A 21,058-nucleotide genomic window follows, 5' to 3' on the forward strand; every position below is an offset into this window, starting at 1 on the left:
TTAGGTTCGTAAGTCTTAATTGAAGAATACATACGCCTTGGGGGCACCGTGCCGCAGATGCTAAAAGGATTCGGGTTTTCTGGATACAGAAGCTTTTGGGGAAAGGAGGTTCAGCGCATTGGCGCGATGGATAAGGTTCACTTGATTGTCGGACAGAATAACAGTGGCAAGTCGAATGCATTACGCGTGGCAAGCTCACTCTTATCCAACATGCTTCCTCGCAACCCGTTCTCGGCACCTCAAGGCTTTGACAGACCACAAGGGGATAATGTATCTACACAGTTCACCCTGAGCGTCTCTTTTGCCATACCTCACGAAATGGCCCTTCTTGCCGCCTTTGGTGAGCCCACGTCAGCAGTGCCAGCAACTCACAAACGAGCCATCGACCACATGCTTGCTCTCGATGCCTTTAAGGGGCCAGGAGAGGATCCGTGGTTTGACTTTGTCCTTCCGGATGGCATCCAGTCTGGAACACTCGTCCCGTCGCCCGCACAGTTAGCGCGCGCACTGGCAGAATACAATACACAGCCGAACCTCGGTAATTACGGCGGCCCTCCGTACTGGAGCACCGCAGTACGCCCTACCAGCTCGATATCAGGCTCAAAACATGACCAAAAATTACTTGCTGAATTCATTGAAGCGCTTGACCTACCATCTAAAATCCCGCCCGTCAGTACCATAGCCGCATTTCGCCAAATTCGCGTAACGAGCGAAGGCGAATCGGACTTCAGCGGTGCGGGTCTAGTGAAACGACTGGCCGCGTTGGAGAACCCAGCCCTGCGTGAGTACGCCTCAGCGCAGGCAAAGTTCGAGGAAATTAACGAGTTTGTGAAGCAAGTGCTGGAGGATACTACTGCGCGAATCACAGTGCCTTCGGACCAAGACCGGATCCTGGTTCAGAGTGGCGGTCGTGTTTTGGAGCTCGACGCTCTCGGCACAGGCGTCCACGAGGTCATTATTTTGGCCGTCGCCGCAACCCTCCTGGAAAACCACCTGGTTTGCATCGAGGAGCCAGAGGTGCACCTTCATCCCGTTCTGCAGCGTCGACTACTACGTTACTTGAAGGAACAAACTAGCAACCAGTATCTGATTGCTACTCACTCTGCCCATTTTCTCGATTCCGCCTTAGCCTCCATTTCCCACGTTCGCCTAACAGTGGACGGCACCAAAGTCGATCCAAGCATCCGACCGAGTGAGATCGCAAACATTGCTCGGGATCTCGGGTATCGAGCTTCTGATATCGTCCAGGCGAATTGTATATTGTGGGTAGAAGGACCCTCGGACCGGATATACCTGAGGCATTGGATCCGCATAATTGATGACTCTTTGACTGAAGGTGTGCATTTCTCCATCATGTTTTATGGTGGAGCCCTTTTAAAACATCTCACCGTGGAAGACAATGAGGTTAGCGAGTTCATCATGCTTCCTCGCTTAAATCGTCATCTTATGATTCTTATTGACTCGGACCGATCCTCAAGAGCCCAGGACATCAATCCGGCCAAAAAGAAGATCAAAGAGGCTTTTGGCTTGAACTCGGACTCCGATAATTACGCGTGGATAACTGACGCTTACACTATCGAAAGCTACGTACCACCAAACATACTGAAAAGCGCCATTCTTGCGCTACACCCTCGGTCTCATCCGGTATGGGCAGGCGATCGGTATACCAATCCCCTGGATCTCTCCCAAACTGGAAGGAGAAGTGAAATTAATAAGACAGCCTTAGCCCAGGAAGTGGTCAAGCAGTGGACCAATCTGGAAGGCTCCCAAGCCTTGCCCGGACGAGTACGGGCAGTCGTCCAATTTATTCGAAGGGCAAATGACTTGCCGTCGAAAGAGTTCCGTGGGCGTAGGGCCTCCCACTGAGGTCTTTTGCCGCGTCGAGCTGCGAAGTATGGAGCCGCCGCGAGCTGATCCTCGGCGCGCATGCCGTGGGCGAGAACGCGGTCGAGGTGATCCAGTCGGTCACCACCGCGATGGCCGCGGGCGTCGACGTCGCGACCCTCGCGCACGTGCGGTTCGCGTACCCGACGTACAGCGCGATCATCGGGATCGCGGCCCGGCGCCTGCTGCAGGACGAGGCGCTGGCGGGCGAGCTGGACTGACGCGGCGTCCGGTCGGGCGTGGTCGGATGGACGCATGACCGCGCTCATCGTCACGGCCCACCCGGATCCCGACTCCCTCACCCACCACGTCGCCCGCCGGCTCGTCGCCGCGCTCGGACCCGACCGGGCGGAGGTCGCCCACCTCGCGCAGGAGGGCTTCGACCCCGTGTTCGGCATGGCCGACCGGGGCGCGTACGCGGGCGACTCCCCCGCACCCGCGGACGTCCTCGCGGAGCAGGCGCGGCTCGATGCCGTGGACCACGTCGTGCTCGTCTTCCCGGTGTGGTGGTGGTCGATGCCGGCGCTGCTCAAGGGCTGGATCGACCGCACGTTCATCGCCGGCTGGGCCTTCGGGATCGACGACGAGGGGCGCATCGAGAAGCGGCTCCAGCGCCTCACCGTGCACCTCGTCCCCGTGTCCGGCACGAGCCGCGCGTCCTTCGCGCGGCACGGCTACCTGACCGCGTTCGAGACGCAGGTCGGCCACGGGATCCTCGACTACTGCGGCGTCCGGCGGGGCGCGACCGCGTTCGTGCACGACTCCGAGTCGGGCGACCGGGAGGCCGTCGCGGCGGAGGCCGATCGGGCCGTGACCGAGGTGGTCGCGGCGATCGCGATCGCGACGGGGTCCGAGCCGGTGGATCCGCGACCCTGAGGCCGGGGCGCGTGTGCGCGCTCCGACCGCCCGAGTCCGACTCGCGGCTAGCCTCGCCGGATGCCCGCCGCCCCCGCCGCCCGATCCGGCGGGGTGCGCGCGGTCATCCGTGCGGGGAACGTCCTCGCGTCGGTCGGCATGGGGATGCTGCTGGCCGTGCTCGCCCTCGGCCTCGCGCTCGACGGGACGCTCCGCGGCCTCGACGAGCGCGACTAGGCATCACGCCCCGCCGCGGTTCCCCTCCAGCGTGAAGGTGAAGACGTCCTCGTCGAACGCGCTGTAGCCCGCGTAGTCGAGGAGCTCGTAGAGGCGGGCGCGGGTCTGCATCTCCTGCACCTTGCCGGCGAGCGTGCCCTCCTCGAGGATCGCGTCGAGGCCGCGCTCGGCGGCGCCCATCGCGAGGCGCAGGAGCGACACCGGGTAGATCACGATGTTGACGCCCACGTCCGCGAGCTGCTGCGTCGTGAACAGCTCGCTCTTCCCGAACTCGGTCATGTTGGCGAGGATCGGCACATCCACCGCGGCGCGCATCGCCTCGAACTCGGCGAGGTCGGCCATCGCCTCGGGGAAGATCGCGTCGGCGCCCGCGTCGACGAGAGCGCGGGCCCGGTCGACCGCCGCGGCTATGCCGTCCACTCCGCGCACGTCGGTGCGGGCCATGACCAGCAGGTCGGGATCGCGGCGGGCGTCGACGGCCGCGCGGATCCGCTTCAGCGCCGTCGACTCGTCCACCACCTGCTTGCCGTCGAGGTGCCCGCAGCGCTTGGGGTTCACCTGGTCCTCGATGTGGAGGCCCGCGACGCCGGCGTCCTCGAGCATCTGCACGGTGCGCGCGACGTTCATCGGCTCGCCGAAGCCCGTGTCGGCGTCCACGAGGCAGGGCAGGTCGGTGACGCGCGCGATCTGCTGCGAGCGCCCGGCCACCTCGGTGAGGGTGGTGAGGCCGATGTCCGGCAGGCCGAGATCCGCCGAGAGCACGGCGCCGGAGATGTAGACGCCGTCCATGCCCTTGTCCTGGATGAGGCGGGCCGACAGCGGGTTGAACGCGCCGGGCATCCGGAGCAGCTCGCCGCTCGCGAGCCGCTCGCGGAACGCGCGGCGCTTGGCGGCGGAGGTGAGGTTCGAGTGCAGCACTAGAGGAGTCCCTTCGGGGAGCCGACGCCGTCGAGGAGGCCGGGTCGTGCGGTCACGGTGAGGCCGGCGAGCTCGTCGGCGCCGAGCTCGGGCAGGCGCTCGACGAGCTGGAGGAAGCGGTCGACCTCGCGGTCCTCGAGCACGCCGTCAGCGAGCGCGCGGAGCTTGGCGACGTAGTCGGCGCGCGCGAACGGCCGGGCGCCGAGCGGGTGCGCGTCGGCGACGGCGATCTCGTCGACGATGGTCGAGCCGTCGGTCAGGCGGATCTCCACCCGGCCGCCGAACGCCTTCTCCGCCGGATCCATGGAGTGGTACCGGCGGGTCCACTCCGGGTCCTCGGTCGTGGTGACGCGGCGCCAGAGGTCCACCGTGTCGGGGCGGCCGGCGCGCTCGGGCGCGTACGAGTCGACGTGGTGCCAGGCGCCGTCCTGCAGCGCGACGGTGAAGATGTACGGGATCGAGTGGTCGAGCGTCTCGCGGCTGGCGCGCGGGTCGTACTTCTGCGGGTCGTTCGCGCCGGATCCGATGACCACGTGCGTGTGGTGCGAGGAGTGGATGAGGACGCGGTCGATCGCGTCCGCGTCGGCGAGCACGGGGTGCGCGTGGTGCAGGCGGCGCGCGAGGTCGATCCACGCCTGCGCCTGGTACTCGGCCGAGTGCTCCTTCGTGTATGTGTCGAGGATCGCCCGCTTCGCCTCGCCGGGCGCGGGCAGCGGCACGTCGTAGCCCGCGTCGGGGCCGTCGAGCAGCCACGCGATCACGCCGTCCTCGCCCTCGTAGATGGGTGTGGGACTCGTCTGGCCGCGCATCGCCCGGTCGATCGCCTCGACGGCCATCTTCCCGGCGAACGCGGGCGCGTGCGCCTTCCACGTGCTGATCGCGCCCTTGCGCGACTGGCGCGTGGCCGTTGTGGTGTGGAGGGCCTGGCCGATCGCCTGGAACACCGTGCCCTCGTCGAGGCCGAGGAGCGTGCCGATGCCGGCGGCGGCCGACGGGCCGAGGTGCGCGACGTGGTCGATCTTGTGCGCGTGCAGGCTGATGGCCTTCACGAGGTCGACCTGGATCTCGTAGCCGGTCGCGATGCCGCGGATCACGTCGGCGCCCGTGAGCGCGCGGCCGTCGGGGCGGCCTCCAGCGGCGGCGTGCTGCGCGGCGGCGAGGATCGGCGGGATGTTGTCGCCCGGGTGCGAGTACTCGGCCGCGAGGAACGTGTCGTGGTAGTCGAGCTCGCGCACGGCCACGCCGTTCGCCCACGCCGCCCACTCGGCGCTGACGCGCGTGGCGGGATCCGCGCCCACGACGGTCGCGCCGGCGCCGCCCGTGGACGGCCCGTGCGCGAGGGCCTGCGCGCGCGCGGCGACGACGGGCGCGCGGGTGAGCGAGGCGGTCGCGACGGCCGCGTTGTCGATGATGCGGTTGACGATCATCTCGGTGACCTCGGCGTCGACCTCGACGGGATCCGCGGCGACGGCGGCGATGCGCCCCGCCAGCTGCTCCCCGGGAGGCAGGGCCTCGTCGCTGCGGTGGACGCGGACGCGGTGGATCTGCATGCTCTTCCTCACGGTCGGGCGCCTGTCGCGGAGGGCTCGTGGCCCCGTCCGCGCGGCACCGGTCCAGCGTATCCACCGGCGGGGCCGTCCTACGCTGGGGCGTGCTCACCGTCACCCCGGAGTCCCCGCGACAGGACGACGTGCTGCCGCTGCTGCGGCAGGCCGACGACTTCGCTCTCGCCCTCTACCCGGCCGAGAACTACCACGCGCTCGACGTCGGCGACCTCGAGCGGCCCGGCGTCACGTTCCTCGTGGCGCGCGTCGACGGCCGCGCGCTCGGCACGGCGGCGGTCGTCGACGGCGGCGACGGATCCGCGGAGCTGAAGCGCGTGTTCGTCACGGACGCGGCGCGCGGCCTCGGTGTGGGACGCGCGCTGCTGGTCGCCGCCGAGGACCGGGCCCGCGCGCTCGGCGCCGACGTCATGCGGCTCGAGACCGGCCTGCCGCAGACCGCGGCCATCGCGATGTACGAGCGCGGCGGCTACCGGCACGTGCCGCGGTTCGGGCCGTACGCGGCGGATCCGACGAGCGTCTGCATGGAGCGCGACCTGCGGGAGGCGCCCGGGCCGCTCCCCCGCTGGATCCTCCGCCCCGCCCTCCCGGACGACGCGACCTGGATGGCGGAGCTCCGCGCCGTCGTGCTCCGGCCCGACCTCGAGCGGCTCGGCCGGTGGGATCCGGTGCGGGTCCGCCGTCGCTTCCTCGACAGATGGGCACCCGAGCGCACGTGGGTGATCCGGGTCGGCGGCCGCGACGCGGGCCTCATCGCCCGCCGCGACGAGCCCGACGCGCACTGGATCGAGCACTTCTACCTGGATCCCGCCCTGCAGGGCGCGGGGATCGGCGGCGAGGTGCTGCGCGATCTCATCGCCCGGCACGACGACGGCCGCCCGTTCCGCCTCGACGTGCTCCAGGGCAGCGCCGCGCGGCGCCTCTACGAGCGGGCGGGGTTCCGCGTCGAGCGCGAGGACGCGGTGGACGCGTGGCTCGTCGCGCTCCGCGGCTGATGACCTGACGCAGGCCCACATCTGTTCCCCGCTCGCCTGCCAGACAGCCAAACGGGATCGGACGCTCTGGCGGACCCTGAGAACGGGAAGCTGACTGTGACGGGAGGTGCCGAGGGCTGCCTTCCTGGATGCGGTGGCGCCGGCGGCCGCCTGCGCCACGCTCGAGAGCGGATGCGGGCACGAGAGATCGCGTCGAATTCGACGCGCCGGCCCTTCTCTCGTGGACACGTCCGATCAGCCCGCCGACGCACGGGCTCCTCCGGCGTGCATGTCCGCGATTCCGGCCGGCTACACGTAGGGACTGTCCACGCATCAGCAGATCGGGTTCGTCGCATCCATGGCCCGGATCGGTGGTGCACGAAGCCGATGCCCGCACGGTCCTCTCCGGCGATGCCGCAGGTCAGGTGCGGCACCCCGCCTCGGCCTCCCGACGGTTGCGCCAGCCCGCTCGGCTTCGACCGCGACGCCGGAGAGGACTCGCACGCCACGGCAGAAGCGCACCATGCCCGGCTCCCGAGCTGGACGCTCGGACCTCCTGATCAGCCTCGATTGCGATTCCATGCTCCATGCGAACGCCGTCCCCTCTCGATCATGCTGGTCCGCGCTGCGCCGAGGACCGATCGCATTCGCATCCGTCACGCCGTCTCTGCGTCTTTCGCGCTCCCGAATGGGGCCTGCGCTCCTCGAGATGACACCTGAATCGGGGGCTCCTGCGCACCGGGAATAGGACCCGAATCGGGGGCCTTGACGTCTCGAAATCGCACCCGAATCGGGGGCCTTGACGCTCCCGCGCCGAGAGCGGATCGTACACATCAAGGGCCGCCCATCCCGCCGGTCCACTGCTGGACGTCTCATGCATCCAGGCACCCCTCCACCTCGATTGAGAGCTCATGTCTGACTTCTTCGTGACTGAAACCGACACTCCACGCATTCTTCCAGGGGTCAGCTTGACCGGCTCCACGTACGACGTGTTCGGAGACGATGCCACCAACGACTCCGCCATATTCCAGATCTTCGATTGGAGCAAGGCGGAATGGGGAACCACCGAGATCAACGGAACCGAGTACAGGATCCCGAAGCTGATGAACGCTGAAGGCGTCGCGGGGAGCGAATACGTCTCCATCTACGGCAACACCGTCGAGGAATACCAGCAGAGCCTCGCCGCGTCCGTGGCGGTCTCGGGATCCAACATGTTCTTCAGCGGCTCGTTGGAGACGCAGTTCGGCTCCAGCTCGATGCGGAGGTCGGAGAACGCGTTCTCCCGCGTAGAGCAGGTCGTCAAGCTGTGGTCGATCGGCCTGCCTCCGAGCAAGAAGCTGCGAGAGCTCCTCAGCGGCAGCTTCCTGGAAGCCCTCGACGGGCTCCCCGCGGCAGCATCGACGAGCGAAGAGCAGGCGGAGTACAAGGGCTTCCTCGACACGTGGGGCGCGTTCTACCTCTCCGGGATGCTGATCGGCGGCAAGACCTTGTTCACCTCCTCCGTGAACAAGCTCACCGTGGACAGGACGCTCTCGATCTCGGTCACAGCGGACTTGTCATACAAGTCGGTGACAGGCCAGATCAGCAACGAGGACAAGATCAAGTACGCCTCGCAGCTCTCGCAGTTCGCTTCGAGCTCCAACACGGTGAAGAATGCATTCGGTGGGAACCCGGCTCTCGCCTCACGCGTATTCGACGGCCGCGTGCAGTACGACGAGTGGTCGGCATCCGTCGCCCAGAACCCCGTCATCGTCCGCTTCGACGGAACCCGGCCCCTGACCGGCGTGTGGACTCTCTGCTCGACGCCGGAGCGGGGGAAGATCCTGGAGTCCTACTTCGACGACAAGTGGGCACCCGCGCGTTCGCTCGAACTGTCCCACTTCCCCGACGTGGTCGATGACCTCACCGTCGTGGTGGGCAACGACGATCAGCCCCATGTACCGGACGGCTACACGAAGGACGACTACGACCTCAACAGGCACGCAGGCGGAAAGTTCATCTATCTCTGCTGGCACAAGGTGCCGGTCTCCGGATTGAGGAAGCCGAAGCGCGTGCTTCAAGCCATGCAGGTGATCTACAACGGCGACAAGGTGCCGGACGGGTACTCGAAGATCAACGTCGATCTCAACCAAGGCGCAGGCGGTGATGACGTGTTCCTCTGCATGAAGCAGGGCGAATACGGCACGGACGAGAACATTCTCGACGTGCGGGTGATCGGTGGCAACGACAGCTTCGTGCCCGCGCCTTACGGCTACAAGACCCTTCCCGGGGATCTGAACAAGGGGGCCGGCGGCGACTACGTCTACATCGCCTACGCCAATTGAACCGGCACGCCTGACCCTCTCCTGCCCCGGCTCCGATGCGCGACGAGGGCGCCAGCCGCCAGCGTCCGTCGGTCCGATGCCGGGCCGCTGACGCCCTCCGTGGACACGGGCCGTCAGGCCCGTCGACGGGACCGGACATGAAGCGAGCCCGCCGCCCGGAGCGGCGGGCTCGGTCGCGCGAGCACGTTGATCCGCAATCCACACGGAGCGGGCTCGGGCCATGGATTCTCGTCGCCAGCACCCGCTGCTCGCGCGAGCCCCCTCCGGCGCCCGGTGGGATGATGCACGTCGCGTCGTCCTCGGGCGGAGCGGAGAAGCGGATCCGACCCCGATCCGTGCGCCCATCCGCCGCGTGCGGCCGGGATGGGCTTCCCGCCCCGAGCCAGCCGCTGGTGGCGCGGCGGCGAGCCGCACCCCTAGTCGTCCGGGTGCAGGCCCGCGTCCGCCGTCCCGATCAGCCACGCGGTGAAGTGCACGGTGAGACCCTCGCGCGTCGGCGCGCAGCACATCGGGCCCGCGGTGACGGCGGCATCGGGGTCGAGGGGCGCCACCCGCACGAGTCGCCACGGCTCGTCGTCCACCCGGGCGCGGATCGTCAGCGCGTCGCCGGAACGGCTGGCGCGGATCGTGACGAGCCGGCCGCGCCAGTCGGGGACGGGCGCCAGCGACCAGTCGGACATGCCGCGGGTGACGACCGCGCCGAGACCGTCTTCGCCGTCGCTGCGCTCGACGCCGGCCTTGATCCACGTGCTCTCGTCGACGCGGACGAAGATGCCGGCCTGGTCGAACTGGGCGGAGAGGTCGAGCCGGAACGACACCTCCATGGCCGCGCCCTGGTCGAACGGCACCAGGAGGGCGTGCTCGGTGTCGTGCACGAAGCCGTAGGAGGTGATGCGCCAGGCGTCGCTGCCCTCGACGGCGGTGACGCGCATGCCGTCGTCGGCGACCGCCACGTGGGCGGGCGCGTTCGTCCAGGAGCCGCTGTTCCAGTCGATGTCGCTCATGCGCACGAGTGTACGCTTGTACACATGGCAACCGACCACTTCGCCGGAGACGACCGCAGCAACCGGGAGCGGATGCTCGCCGGCGACCTCTACATCGCCGACGACCCCGAGAGCGCCCGCATCGCGCAGCGCGCCGTCCGGTTGGCCGACGCGTACCACCGGGCGGCCGTCGAGGACGAAGTGGCCGCGCGCCCCCTGCTCGAGGAGCTGCTCGGATCGCTCGGCGAGGACGCGTTCGTCAAGCCGCCGCTCTTCGTCGACTACGGCGAGAACATCCGCATCGGCGCCCGCACGTTCGTCAACTGCAACCTCACGGCCCTCGACGTCGCCGCGATCACCATCGGCGAGGACTGCCAGATCGGGCCGAACGTGCAGCTCCTCACGCCCACGCACCCCATCGACCCGCAGCCCCGCCGCGACAGGCTCGAGGCAGCCCGGCCGATCACCATCGGCGACAACGTCTGGCTCGGCGGGGGCGTGATCGTCTGCCCCGGCGTGAGCATCGGCGACGACAGCGTGATCGGCGCCGGCTCGGTCGTGACCCGCGACATCCCCGCGGGCGTGGTGGCCGTCGGGAACCCCGCCCGGGTGATCCGCGAGATCGCACCCCGACCATGACGGCCCCGACTCCGACACGGGCACCCCGGCGATCGGATCCCCACCGCCGCGACCGGATCATCGACGCGTGCCTCGACGTCATCGCCGACGTCGGCGTCGACGGGACCACGCACCGCCGGGTGGCCGCCGCGGCCGACGTCCCGCTCGGCTCGATGACCTACCACTTCGACGGCATGGACGACCTGCTCCACGAGGCGTTCACCCGCTTCGCCGACCGCGTCGCGGAGCGGATGCGACACCGCATGGGCGGCGCCCGCACGACCGAGGAGACGGAGGCCGCCGTGGTCGACGTCATCGTGCGCGACCTCCTGGGGACGCAGCGCGTCCTCGTCCTCACCCACGAGCTCTACACGCTCGCCGCCCGCCGACCCGAGTACCGGACCATCACGCAGACCTGGATGGCCCGCAGCCGCGCGACCTTCGAGGAGCGTGTCGACCCCGTGACCGCGCGCATGCTCGACGCGCTCGTCGAGGGGCTCAGCATCCACCGCGCGCTCGATCCCGAGCCACCCGACGAGGCCTTCGTCCGCGAGGCCGTGCGGCGCATCCTGGGATCTCCGGCCGCGCCGACGGGACGGGGTAGGTCGTAGAGGTACGGGATCCCCGCCCCGGGCATCGTCCGTTCGTGCCGGACCTCGCGGAAGCGTCGATCCCGCGATGTCCGGGATCGTGGCCGTGGCGGGCCACCTCAGCGGTCAGCGCTGCGGCGCCCACCAGTCGCGAGTTCACGGAAGCAGAACATCCCGTTCATGCACGGCGCCGCACCGCGCCCCATGATCCTGATGCCGATCTCCCGCGCGCCTGCGCGGGCCGGCCTGCGCGACCCCGCGCGCATCCCCCCCCTCGAGAAGGACGAACGTGACGATCCCCCCTGCCCGCCGTGCCGCCCCCGCGCGCATCGGCGCCCTCACCGCGGCGGCCGCCGCCGTGGTGCTCTCCGTCGGCATCGGCGCGCCCGCCGCGCACGCCGCCGCCGACCCCGCGCTCCAGCCCGCGCCCACCGCGAGCGACCACCTCATCACCGACGTGCCCGGCCTCGTCAACGGCCGCGAGCTCGGCGCGTTCACGGGCGTCGACGGGCGCACGGTCGCCGCGAGCCGGCTGATCCGCACGGAGTCGCTCGACAAGATCACCGCCGCCGGCGCCGCGACGCTCGCGACCGCGCACCACGTCGACCTCGTGATCGACCTGCGCACGCCCGGCCAGATCCAGGCGAAGCCCGACGTGCCGATCCCGGGCGCGAAGACCGTCGCCATCTCGATGTTCGGCGCCGACGGCGACTACCCGGACGACACGGTCATGTACCGCGACCTCATCGACAAGGGCCGCGTCGACGCGGCGGACCCGGGCGTGATGATCAGCGCGTACCGCAGCATCCTGCAGGCCATCGCGTCGCACACCGGCAACGGCACGATCCTCATCCACTGCTCGCACGGCATGGACCGCACGGGCACCGTCATCGACCTGCTCGACCGGATCCTCGGCGTCGGCAGCGCGGACATCCTCCACGACTACCTGCTCTCCAACACGCAGCTCGGCGTCGACTGGGCGAAGCCCGCGCTCCTCCAGGGCACCTTCGAGTCCGGAATCGCGTCGCGCTACGCGGGGATGGACTCCTACATCCGCACCACGCTCGGCGTGGACGACCAGGAGATCACGGCCCTCCGCGCGCAGCTCCTCGTCTCGGACGACGCGGCAGCGGCCTCCATCACCGTGGGCGGCGTGACCGTGCCGCTCGGCGACGCGGCCGGATCCACCGGGGCCGTCGTGCCCGTCGGCCTCCCCGCCCTCGCGGCCGGCGATGTCCGGGTGACCACCGCGGACGGATCCGCCACGTCGTCCGTCGCGGTCGACGGGCGCACGGTCACCGTCACGGTGACCGCTGCGGACGGGCGCACGACGCGCACGTACCGGGTCACGGCCGGGCTCGCGGCGATCGCGCTGCCGGGCGGATCCGCGCCGACCGCGGGCGGCACCGTCGCCTTCCGCGCCGCCGGCCTCACGCCGGGCGCGACGTACCGCGTGATCCTGCACTCGACGCCGACCGACGTCGGATCCGTCACCGCGTCGTCCGACGGCACCGCGTCGGGCACCGTCACGATCCCCGCGGGCACCGACCCCGGCACGCACACGCTGACCCTGGTGGACGCGCAGGGCCAGGCGGTCTCGGATCCCGCGACCATCACCGTGAGCGCGGCGGCCGTCTCCGCCATCACGGCGACCGCGACCGGCGCGCGTCACGCGGGCCCCGCGGTCGCGACCGGCGGCACGTCCGTCGCCGCCGACCCGTGGCCGGGCCTCGCGCTCGCCGCCCTCGGCCTCGCGGGCCTCGCCGCGATCGCGGGCCGCACGGTCGCGCGCCGTCGCGCCACGATGCGCAGGCCGTGACGACCCCTGTGACGACGCCTGGCCAGGCGACCCGGCGGCGGCTCCTCACCGCCGCCGGGGTCGTCGTCGCGTCCGCGGCCGTCGTCGCGGGCGCGCTGGCCGCGGTGGGCGGATGGCCGGGCGCGTCCGACCTCCCGCGCGACCTCGCGGGCGCCCCGGTGCAGGCCGACGTGCCGGCCCCCGCGGCGAGCGCCGACGCGGCCACGTCCGTCGACTCCGGCCTCGGCCGGTTCCGTGCCCCCTCGGTCGGGCTCGACGTGCCGCTCGGCGCGGTCGACGTGGTCGGCGGCGTCGTGGATCCCCCGGGCTTCTCCTCCGCGTACCGCGTGCGCGACCTCGGCGTCGCGCCCGAGGACGCGGCGACGGGCACGGTCTTCGTCGTGATGCACTCGGTCCGTGGCGGCGGCACCGGCCCCGGCGACCTGCTCATCGACGACCGGGCGGGCAGCGCGAGCGTCGCTCCCGGCGCGGTGATCGAAGTGGCGGGCGTCGACTACGCCGTGGGATCCAGCCGCGCCGTACCCAAGGGCGAGCTCCCGGACGACGCCGAGGTCTGGGCGGACACCCCTGGCCGCCTCGTCGTCATCACCTGCCTCCAGCGCCCGGACGGCAGCCCGTCGCGCGACGACATGGTGATCGAGGCGACGCGCGCCTGATCCCGCGCGGGGAGCGCCCGACGGCCGCCGCCCGATGCGGCCGAGCGCTCCCGGCGTCGATAGCCTCGGCACATGGGCATGGACAGCGCACGGCACGAGGTCACGCGCGCCTGGCACGCCGCCGTCTCCCCCGACCGGCTGCTGCTCGCCGCCAAGACCGCGCTCGCGGTCGGCATCGCCTGGGCCGTCGCGCCCTACGTGCCCGGCGTCGCGAACGAGTACCCCTACTACGCGCCGCTCGGGGCGCTCGTGAGCATGTACCCGACGCTCATGGGATCCGCGCGCACCGGCCTCCAGACGCTCCTCGGCCTCGCGGCGGGCATCGTCCTCGCGACCGCCGTGATCCTCACCACCGGCCCCTCGTGGTGGTCGATCCCCGTGATCGTCGGCATCGGCGTGATCCTCTCCGGCTCCGGCTGGTTCGGCGCGGGCCGCGAGTACGTGCCGATGGCGGCGCTGTTCGTGCTGATCATCGGCGGCCAGGACGCCGACACGTACTCGCTCGGCTACCTCGTGCAGATGGCCGTCGGTGTGGTGACGGGCCTCATCATCAACGTGCTCATCGCGCCGCAGCTCTCCAGCGGGGCCGCGGGCGCGCGGATCAGCGCGTTCCAGCGCGAGGTCGCCCAGCGGCTGCGGGAGGTCGGGGACGCCGTCGAGTCCAAGTCCCCGCCCGCGCACGCCGACTGGATCCGCGCCAGCGAGGACCTCGCCGGCACCGCGCGGGCCGTGCGCGCCGACCTCGCCGAGGCCGACGAGAGCCGGAAGGGCAATCCGCGCGCGCTCGTCAACAAGCACGACGTGCGCATCGACCACGCCCGGCTGGAGGCGATGGACCAGATCGTGTTCCACGTCCGCGACGTGTCCGCGTCGCTCGCAGACACCATCTGGGAGCAGCGCGGATCCCTCGGCCTCGACCAGGGCATCGCCGCCCCCATCCACGACGCGTGCCACGCGGTCGCGGGCGTCCTCGACCTCGACGACCCGGACTCCCCCGAGCGCCACCGCGCGATGGGCGAGGCCGCCCGGCAGGTGCGGCTGCTCGTGGAGGCGGTGGACCGCCAGTCGCAGGAGCTCGGGCGGGCGATGGGGCCCGGCGTCCTCACGGCGATGCACCTCAAGCGCGTGCTGCGGCACCTCGAGCCGGTCGACGCGGCGGAGTCGCCGGCGCCGTAGCGCGGATCCGCGCGCCGACTAGGCCGACGCCGCAGCAGCGGCCGCCGCGCCCGCCTCGCCGCCCGTCGGCAGCGCATCCGCCCGCGCGTCGAACCGCACCGCGACGATGCCCGCCACGATGAGCGCGCCGCCCACCAGCTGCAGGGCCGTCAGCGCCTCGCCGAGCAGCAGCCAGGCCCAGGCGCCGGCGGCCGCGACCTCGAGGAGGCCCGTGAACGACGCGAGACGGGATCCGAGCATGGCACCCGCCGTGATCCCCGCCCCGTACGCGAGCGCCGTCGCGACCACGCCGACCACGAGCATCGGCACCCACCACGGGACGACGCTCCCCAGCATCACGACGTCGGCGACGGATCCCGTGAACGGCAGGATCCCGGTCACGCCGACCAGCGCCAGCAGCACCGCCGCGACGAGCAGCCCCGCGGCCGCGAGCGCCACCGGCGGCAGCCCGTCGGCGCCCCGGGCCGCTATCGCGAAGTAGCCGGCACAGCCGACCATCGCACCGAGCGCGAAGAGGAGGCCGACGGGATCCAGCGCCCCGCCACCCGACGGCGACACCACAAGCGCGAGCCCGCCGGCCGCCGCGACGGATCCGAGGAGCACCGGCACCGCGGGCCGTCGCCTCGTCATCGCCCACGCGACCGCCACGAGCAGCAGCGGCGCCATGAACTCGATGAGGATCGCCGTGCCGACGGGGATCCGCTCGATGGCCGCGAAGTACATGACCTGCGCGCCCGCGACGCCCACGAGCGCCATGCCGAGCACCCGCCGCCACGCCCGCAGCACGGGCCGCAGGTCGCCCCGCAGCTGCACGAGCGCGACGGGCGCGAGGATCAGCCCGCCGACGAGCGCCCGCAGCGCGACGGCGGCGACCGGGCTCCACCCGGCCTCGAGCAGCGGCTTCACGAAGGCGCCCGACAGCCCGAATGAGCAGGCGGCGACGATCGCGAGGACGAGTCCGGTGGTCAGGTGGCGTCGTTCCATGGTGCGCTCGTCTCGTCAGGGGCCATGCGGCCTACGGTCCTGACGTTAGACTCGTCATGGATAAGGAGTCAACTTGCTTTTCACCCCTGACACGGAGGACGTGCTGACGTTCGACGCCGTGATCCTCAACACGGCCCCGCGCGCCACCCGCTCCGGCGACGACCTGCTGGCGACCCCGGCGCAGCTCGCCGACCTGATGACCCGCAGCGGGTTCTCCGGCCGCTTCGACCGCGACGACCGCGAGCTCCGCGAGGTGCACCGCGCCCGCGCGCGCCTCCGGGAGCTCTGGGGCCTCGACCGCGACGCCATGGTGGATCCCGTCAACGAGCTGCTCGCCCGTCACCACGCGGCGCCCCGGCTCGTCCGGCACGACGCCCTCGACTGGCACCTGCACGCGACGCCGGAGGACGCGCCGCTCGCCGACCGGATCCTCGTGGAGGCCGCCATGGCCCTCGTCGACGTCGTGCGCTCCGACGCCACCGACCGCCTCCGCGAATGCGCCGCCGACGACTGCGACGGCGTGCTCGTCGACCTCTCCCGCAACGGGTCGAAGCGGTTCTGCAGCGTGCGCTGCGGCAACCGGATGAACATGGTCGCGTTCCGCGAGCGCCGCGCGGCGGATCCCGTCGGCTAGGCGCGGGCCCGGGCCCGCGTCACCTCGCCTGCAGCGCCGCCTGGTACAGGTCCCGCTTGCCGAGTCCGGTCGCCTCGGCGATGGTGCCGGCCGCGTCCTTGAGTCGAGCGCCGTCGGCGACCAGCTCGAGCACCTGCGTCACGCCCGTCGCGAGATCCACCCCGAGCGCCGCGGCGCCCTCCGCGACCACGACGATCTCGCCGCGCACGCCCTCGGCGGCCCAGGCGGCGAGCTCGGCGGCGGATCCCCGGCGCACCTCCTCGTACAGCTTCGTGAGCTCGCGGCACACGACGAGCCGGCGATCCGGGCCCCACTCGGCGACGACGTCCTCGAGCGACGCCTGCAGCCGGTTCGGCGACTCGAAGAAGACCATGGTGCGGCGCTCGCGCACGAGCTCGCGGAGCACGCGGCGCCGGTCGCCGCCCTTGCGTGGCAGGAAGCCCTCGAACGTGAAGCGGTCGGTGGGGAGGCCGGACACGGCGAGCGCGCTGAGCACGGCGCTCGGTCCGGGGATCACCGTGACGCGGACGCCCGCCGCGGCTGCCGCCTCCACCAGGTGGAAGCCGGGGTCGGAGATCGCGGGCATGCCGGCGTCGGAGAGGACGAGCACGTCGGTCTCGCGCGCGAGCTCGACGAGGTCGGCCGAGCGCTCCTGCTCGTTGTGGTCGTGCAGCGCGATGAGGCGCGGCCGGTTCTCGACGCCGAGCGCGCCGAGCAGGCGGATGGTGGTGCGGGTGTCCTCGGCGGCGATCACCGTGGCGGAGGACAGCGCCTCCACGAGCCGCCGCGACGCGTCGCCCAGGTTGCCGATGGGGGTCGCGCCGAGGATGATCACCGGTCGATCATCCCATCCGGCCGGCTCTCGACCTCGATCCCACCTTCGCGCGGGAGGCCGGCCCGGTCGCCGACGTGCGCGGGGTCCTCGACCCCCTCGGCGCCCGGGTCGCCCCAGCCGCGGAGCGCATTCGCCACGCCGACGCCGATCGACAGGAGCCCGAGCGGCACCCCGAACAGCACGAGAGTGGATCCGCGCGAGGTGGTGAGCTCGCCGAGGACGCCCGTGAGGCCCAGCACCGACGTCAGGCAGAGGAAGAGGCCGAGGATCACGTAGCCCCAGGTCTCGCGGCCCCGCGACCGGCTTCGCAGGAACACGGGTCAGCTCACCGCGGGCGCGTCGGCGCCCGCGCTCACGTGAGCGGCCACCCCGGCGTCCGCGGCAGCGGGTGCGAGCTCGGAGATGCGGCGGGGATCGAGGAGGGGCACGGATGCATGCTGGCACGGCACCCGTGGGCGGCGAGGCCCGTGCTGCCGAGGCCAGCGCGACTCCGCGGGATCACCCATCCCACCGCGCAGGGATTTGACTCCTCCGCCCACCCCGCCCTACGGTCGTTGAACGTTCAACGAAATAGCGTGGAGTGTCCGAGGGCATTTCGGGACACCCGATCGCAGGCGGTCCGGCAGGCTCATCAGCCGCATCCCGGCACGGTCTCGAGCAGCGCGGCGTTCGTCCGGCGTCCGATCGCGCATGAGCGGGAGGCGTCGCCGCCGCGCTCGCTGACGGCGTCCGTGGACATGGGCCCTCGACGTCGTCGAGCCCTCGACGCTCCCCACCGAGATCGCCCGATCGCGCACCGCCGGGATGCGCACGCCGACCACGCACCCCGGCCCCTCGGACCACACGACGCGATCCCCGCGCTTCCACCACCACCACCGAACAGAGGAGAACCCCGCATGCGCACGCTGCTCCACCCCGCCCGCACGTCGCCCGTCCTCCAGGACGCCGCCCTGCTCATCGCCCGCGTGGCGATCGGCTTCATCCTGATGGCGCACGGTCTGCAGAAGTTCCTCGACTACACGCTCGACGGCACCGCCGCCTCCTTCACGCAGATGGGCATCCCGGTCCCGGCCGCGGCGGCGGTCTTCGCCGCGACGGTCGAGACCGTCGGCGGGGCGGCGCTGATCCTCGGACTCCTGACGCCCGTGGTCGCGGCGCTGAACATCCTCAACCTGCTCGGGGCCTTCGTCATCGTGCACGCCGACAAGGGCGTCTTCGTCGACGGCGGCGGCTACGAGCTCGTGCTCGCCCTGATCGCCGGCCTGGTCGTCCTCGTGCTGCTCGGCGCTGGCCGCTTCAGCGTCGACGGGCTCCTCGGCCGACGCACCCGCGCCGCCTGATCCGACGGGCGGCTACAGCCCCCGCCGCGCCATCCACCGGTACACGAGGATCCCGATGACGCCGAGCACCATGAGGGCGGGCCCGGTGATGAGGAAGATCGAGCCCAGGTCCCCGGTCGCGCCGCGGTACGTCGCGACCGCGCCGCCCAGCACCGCGGCCCAGGCCGCCACGCGCCGCGGGAAGTCGAAGCGCTTCGGGCGTCCCGGAGGGCGCTCGCCCGCGTCATCGCTCATCCGGCCGGGCTAGCCGCCGGCTCCCGACGACGGACGCCTCCCGACGTCACCGCGGCGCGCCCGGCCACCCCGCGACCCCGCACGGCGCCCCCGCATCCTGCGTACGCTCGTGACAGCGGCCCCGCGGGCCGACGCTGCCCGGATCGGGCACGACGCACCACCACCCACCCCGAGGAGCACCAGTGGACGACGCCATCGAGACGAACGCGATCCCCGAGCCGGAGCCCACGGAGATCACGTACGACGAGGAGCGCTTCCCGGCCCGCCCCGCCCGCCTGCGCGCGCGTCCGCAGCTGCGCGCCAGCGGGATCCGCCGCTCATCGAACGACCCGCGCGCCGCCGACGCGTCGAACCCCTCCTACGTGGAGTGGCTCCGCCGCCAGTCGATGCTCGGCGACGCCGACGTGCTGAGCCGCGGCCTCTCCGGATCGCCCAGCATGTGGTCGAACCCGTACGCCCGGCCGGACGCACGGCGCGCCATAGACACCGCCTCGGTCTGGTTCACCGCCTACCCGATCTCGCTCATCACGAAGGAGGGCGAGTCGTACCTCGGCGCGCTCGGCGACCCGCAGCTGTGGGAGATCTTCCAGTCGATCGGCATCGAGGCCGTGCACACCGGCCCCGTGAAGCTCGCCGGCGGCATCACCGAGTGGTCACAGACCGCGAGCGTCGACGGCCACTTCGACCGCATCAGCACCCAGATCGACGCCGCGTTCGGCACGGAGGACGAGTTCCGCCGCCTCACCGACGTCGCCGACCAGCACGGCGGCAGCGTCATCGACGACATCGTGCCCGGCCACACCGGCAAGGGCGCCGACTTCCGCCTCGCGGAGATGGGCTACAAGGACTTCCCCGGGATCTACCACATGGTCGAGATCCCCGAGGAGGACTGGGGCCTGCTGCCCGACGTGCTGCCGGGCCGCGACGCCGTGAACCTCGACGTCGCCGCCGAGCAGGCGCTCGCCGACCAGGGCTACATCATCGGCCGCCTGCAGCGCGTGATCTTCTACGCGCCGGGCGTCAAGGAGACCAACTGGAGCGCCACCGCGCCCGTGCTCGGCGTCGACGGCCGCACCCGCCGCTGGGTCTACCTGCACTACTTCAAGCAGGGCCAGCCCTCCATCAACTGGCTCGACCCCACGTTCGCGGGCATGCGCATGGTCATCGGCGACGCGCTGCACTCGCTCGGCGACCTCGGCGCGAGCGCGCTGCGGCTCGACGCGAACGGCTTCCTCGGCGTGGAGAAGAGCGTCGAGGGCCCGGCGTGGTCCGAGGGCCACCCGCTCTCGGAGGCCGCGAACCACCTCATCGCGAGCATGGTGCGCAAGGTCGGCGGGTTCTCCTTCCAGGAGCTGAACCTCACGATGGAGGACATCCGCGACACCGGCCGCGTCGGCGCCGACCTCTCCTACGACTTCATCAACCGGCCCGCGTACCAGCACGCGCTGGCGACCGGCGACACCGAGTTCCTGCGCCTCACGCTCCGCACCTCGCTCGAGGTCGGCGTCGAGCCCGTCACCCTCGTGCACGCGCTCCAGAACCACGACGAGCTCACCTACGAGCTCGTGCACTGGGCGACCGAGCACTGCGCGGACGTCTTCCCGTTCCGCGGCGACGAGATGACGGGCGCCGACCTCGCGGAGACGATCCGCGGCGACCTCCTCGAGGAGCTCACGGGCGACAGCGCCGACTACAACCACGTGTTCACGACGAACGGCATCGCCTGCACCACGGCGTCCGTCATCGCGGCCGCGCAGGGCTTCACGACCCTCGACGCGATCGGGGAGGACGACGTCGCCGGGATCCGCGCCGCGCACCTCCTGCTCGCCAAGTTCAACGCGTGGCAGCCGGGCGTCTTCGCGCTGTCCGCGTGGGACCTGCTCGGCGTGCTGCCGCTGCAGGCGTCCCAGGTGGCCGACCTCATCGAGGGCGGCGACACCCGCTGGGTCCACCGCGGCGGGCACGACCTGCTCGACGCGGCCCCCGAGGCGACCGGATCCGGATCCGGCATGCCCCGCGGCCGCTCGCTGTACGGATCGCTGCCCGCGCAGGTCGACGACCCGTCCTCGTTCGTCTCCGGCCTCCGCAGCGTGCTCGAGGTGCGCGAGCGCTTCGACGTCGCGCTGGGCACGCAGGTCGACGTCCCCGACGTCGGCCACCCCGGCATGCTCGTGATGGTGCACCGCCTCGACAACGGCGACCCGGAGGCCGACGCGCGCCTGCAGCTCACGGTGCTCAACTTCACGGGCGAGTCGATCCTCGCGACCGTCCGCTCCGAGGAGCTCCCCGCCCGCCGCGTCGTCCGCGACGCGACGACGGGCGAGGAGGTCGGCACGGTCGACGACCTGTCCAGCTTCCCCGTGCAGCTCGAGCCCTACGCGGGCCTGTTCCTGCTGCTCGACGAGGAGCAGGAGACCGAGGAGGCCTAGGCCGCC

21 protein-coding genes are annotated in these 21,058 nt (G+C 71.1%); 14 read left to right on the forward strand and 7 right to left on the reverse strand.

The features are described from left to right. The first annotated feature begins 57 nt into the window (after positions 1-57). From K0V08_RS07710 to K0V08_RS07725, 4 genes are all read left to right on the forward strand, one after another. Positions 58-1,866: an AAA family ATPase gene (locus K0V08_RS07710; RefSeq protein ID WP_079534763.1), complete on the forward strand. Its 1,809-nt coding sequence runs from the start codon at positions 58-60 to the stop codon at positions 1,864-1,866. A 65-nt stretch (positions 1,867-1,931) separates the two neighbouring features. After that, positions 1,932-2,105, forward strand: coding sequence for a hypothetical protein (locus K0V08_RS07715; protein ID WP_231689064.1), 174 nt, complete (start codon positions 1,932-1,934; stop codon positions 2,103-2,105). A 34-nt stretch (positions 2,106-2,139) separates the two neighbouring features. Beyond that, complete coding sequence (locus K0V08_RS07720; RefSeq protein ID WP_079534767.1) at positions 2,140-2,760, forward strand: NAD(P)H-dependent oxidoreductase; 621 nt, start codon at positions 2,140-2,142, stop codon at positions 2,758-2,760. A gap of 60 nt (positions 2,761-2,820) precedes the next feature. Then, positions 2,821-2,976: a hypothetical protein gene (locus tag K0V08_RS07725; RefSeq protein ID WP_157444680.1), complete on the forward strand. Its 156-nt coding sequence runs from the start codon at positions 2,821-2,823 to the stop codon at positions 2,974-2,976. 3 nt (positions 2,977-2,979) lie between these two features. Here the strand turns inward: K0V08_RS07725 and prpB are convergent, their stop codons facing one another. After that, on the reverse strand, positions 2,980-3,894 hold the full coding sequence (gene prpB / locus K0V08_RS07730) for a methylisocitrate lyase (RefSeq protein ID WP_079534769.1): 915 nt from the start codon (positions 3,892-3,894) through the stop codon (positions 2,980-2,982). Beyond that, positions 3,894-5,444: an MmgE/PrpD family protein gene (locus tag K0V08_RS07735; RefSeq protein ID WP_079534771.1), complete on the reverse strand. Its 1,551-nt coding sequence runs from the start codon at positions 5,442-5,444 to the stop codon at positions 3,894-3,896. The genes prpB and K0V08_RS07735 overlap by 1 nt, the downstream gene beginning before the upstream one ends. Positions 5,445-5,545: 101 nt before the next feature. Between K0V08_RS07735 and K0V08_RS16120 the strand changes: the two genes are divergently transcribed. Both K0V08_RS16120 and K0V08_RS07750 read left to right on the forward strand, forming a co-directional pair. Further along, positions 5,546-6,451 carry a GNAT family N-acetyltransferase gene (locus K0V08_RS16120; protein ID WP_079534773.1) on the forward strand — a complete coding sequence of 302 codons (906 nt, stop codon included), beginning with the start codon at positions 5,546-5,548 and terminating at the stop codon, positions 6,449-6,451. 890 nt (positions 6,452-7,341) lie between these two features. Continuing rightward, on the forward strand, positions 7,342-8,754 hold the full coding sequence (locus K0V08_RS07750) for an MAC/perforin domain-containing protein (protein ID WP_079534775.1): 1,413 nt from the start codon (positions 7,342-7,344) through the stop codon (positions 8,752-8,754). Positions 8,755-9,170: 416 nt separating this feature from the next. Here the strand turns inward: K0V08_RS07750 and K0V08_RS07755 are convergent, their stop codons facing one another. Further along, positions 9,171-9,758, reverse strand: a complete 588-nt coding sequence (locus K0V08_RS07755; protein ID WP_079534972.1) for a DUF1349 domain-containing protein — start codon at positions 9,756-9,758, stop codon at positions 9,171-9,173. A 24-nt stretch (positions 9,759-9,782) separates the two neighbouring features. On the opposite strand from K0V08_RS07755, the gene K0V08_RS07760 reads away from it, so the two are divergent. The 5 genes from K0V08_RS07760 (at position 9,783) to K0V08_RS07780 (ending at position 14,596) form a co-directional block, all read left to right on the forward strand. Next, the gene (locus tag K0V08_RS07760; protein ID WP_079534776.1) at positions 9,783-10,376 is read left to right on the forward strand and encodes a sugar O-acetyltransferase; all 594 of its coding nucleotides are present in this window, start codon (positions 9,783-9,785) and stop codon (positions 10,374-10,376) included. After that, the gene (locus K0V08_RS07765; protein WP_079534778.1) at positions 10,373-10,966 is read left to right on the forward strand and encodes a TetR/AcrR family transcriptional regulator; all 594 of its coding nucleotides are present in this window, start codon (positions 10,373-10,375) and stop codon (positions 10,964-10,966) included. Before K0V08_RS07760 ends, K0V08_RS07765 begins: the two co-directional genes overlap by 4 nt. Positions 10,967-11,234: 268 nt before the next feature. Continuing rightward, positions 11,235-12,764 (forward strand): tyrosine-protein phosphatase, encoded by a 1,530-nt coding sequence (locus K0V08_RS07770; protein WP_079534780.1) that lies wholly within the window; start codon positions 11,235-11,237, stop codon positions 12,762-12,764. Further along, positions 12,761-13,420: a sortase family protein gene (locus tag K0V08_RS07775; RefSeq protein WP_227334909.1), complete on the forward strand. Its 660-nt coding sequence runs from the start codon at positions 12,761-12,763 to the stop codon at positions 13,418-13,420. The genes K0V08_RS07770 and K0V08_RS07775 overlap by 4 nt, the downstream gene beginning before the upstream one ends. A gap of 72 nt (positions 13,421-13,492) precedes the next feature. Continuing rightward, positions 13,493-14,596 carry an FUSC family protein gene (locus tag K0V08_RS07780; protein WP_079534782.1) on the forward strand — a complete coding sequence of 368 codons (1,104 nt, stop codon included), beginning with the start codon at positions 13,493-13,495 and terminating at the stop codon, positions 14,594-14,596. 18 nt (positions 14,597-14,614) lie between these two features. On the opposite strand, the gene K0V08_RS07785 is transcribed toward K0V08_RS07780, so the two are convergent. Continuing rightward, complete coding sequence (locus tag K0V08_RS07785) at positions 14,615-15,580, reverse strand: EamA family transporter (protein WP_079534784.1); 966 nt, start codon at positions 15,578-15,580, stop codon at positions 14,615-14,617. A gap of 73 nt (positions 15,581-15,653) precedes the next feature. Between K0V08_RS07785 and K0V08_RS07790 the strand changes: the two genes are divergently transcribed. Beyond that, complete coding sequence (locus tag K0V08_RS07790; RefSeq protein WP_172401784.1) at positions 15,654-16,214, forward strand: CGNR zinc finger domain-containing protein; 561 nt, start codon at positions 15,654-15,656, stop codon at positions 16,212-16,214. A 19-nt stretch (positions 16,215-16,233) separates the two neighbouring features. Here K0V08_RS07790 and rsmI read toward each other — a convergent pair whose 3' ends face one another. Further along, positions 16,234-17,049: a 16S rRNA (cytidine(1402)-2'-O)-methyltransferase gene (gene rsmI, locus K0V08_RS07795; RefSeq protein WP_079534788.1), complete on the reverse strand. Its 816-nt coding sequence runs from the start codon at positions 17,047-17,049 to the stop codon at positions 16,234-16,236. Continuing rightward, on the reverse strand, positions 17,046-17,366 hold the full coding sequence (locus K0V08_RS07800) for a hypothetical protein (RefSeq protein WP_079534792.1): 321 nt from the start codon (positions 17,364-17,366) through the stop codon (positions 17,046-17,048). Before K0V08_RS07800 ends, rsmI begins: the two co-directional genes overlap by 4 nt. Positions 17,367-17,945: 579 nt before the next feature. On the opposite strand from K0V08_RS07800, the gene K0V08_RS07805 reads away from it, so the two are divergent. Continuing rightward, a complete protein-coding gene (locus tag K0V08_RS07805; RefSeq protein WP_079534793.1) occupies positions 17,946-18,389 on the forward strand; it encodes a DoxX family protein in 444 nt (147 codons plus the stop codon). Between the two features lie 12 nt (positions 18,390-18,401). Here K0V08_RS07805 and K0V08_RS07810 read toward each other — a convergent pair whose 3' ends face one another. Beyond that, positions 18,402-18,623, reverse strand: coding sequence for a hypothetical protein (locus K0V08_RS07810; protein WP_079534795.1), 222 nt, complete (start codon positions 18,621-18,623; stop codon positions 18,402-18,404). A 182-nt stretch (positions 18,624-18,805) separates the two neighbouring features. Here K0V08_RS07810 and treS point away from each other — a divergent pair, with 182 nt between their 5' ends. Further along, complete coding sequence (treS, locus tag K0V08_RS07815; RefSeq protein ID WP_079534797.1) at positions 18,806-21,052, forward strand: maltose alpha-D-glucosyltransferase; 2,247 nt, start codon at positions 18,806-18,808, stop codon at positions 21,050-21,052. Positions 21,053-21,058 lie beyond the last annotated feature (6 nt).

It is taken from the genome of Clavibacter michiganensis, assembly GCF_021216655.1.
GTDB classification, from domain to species: domain Bacteria; phylum Actinomycetota; class Actinomycetes; order Actinomycetales; family Microbacteriaceae; genus Clavibacter; species Clavibacter michiganensis.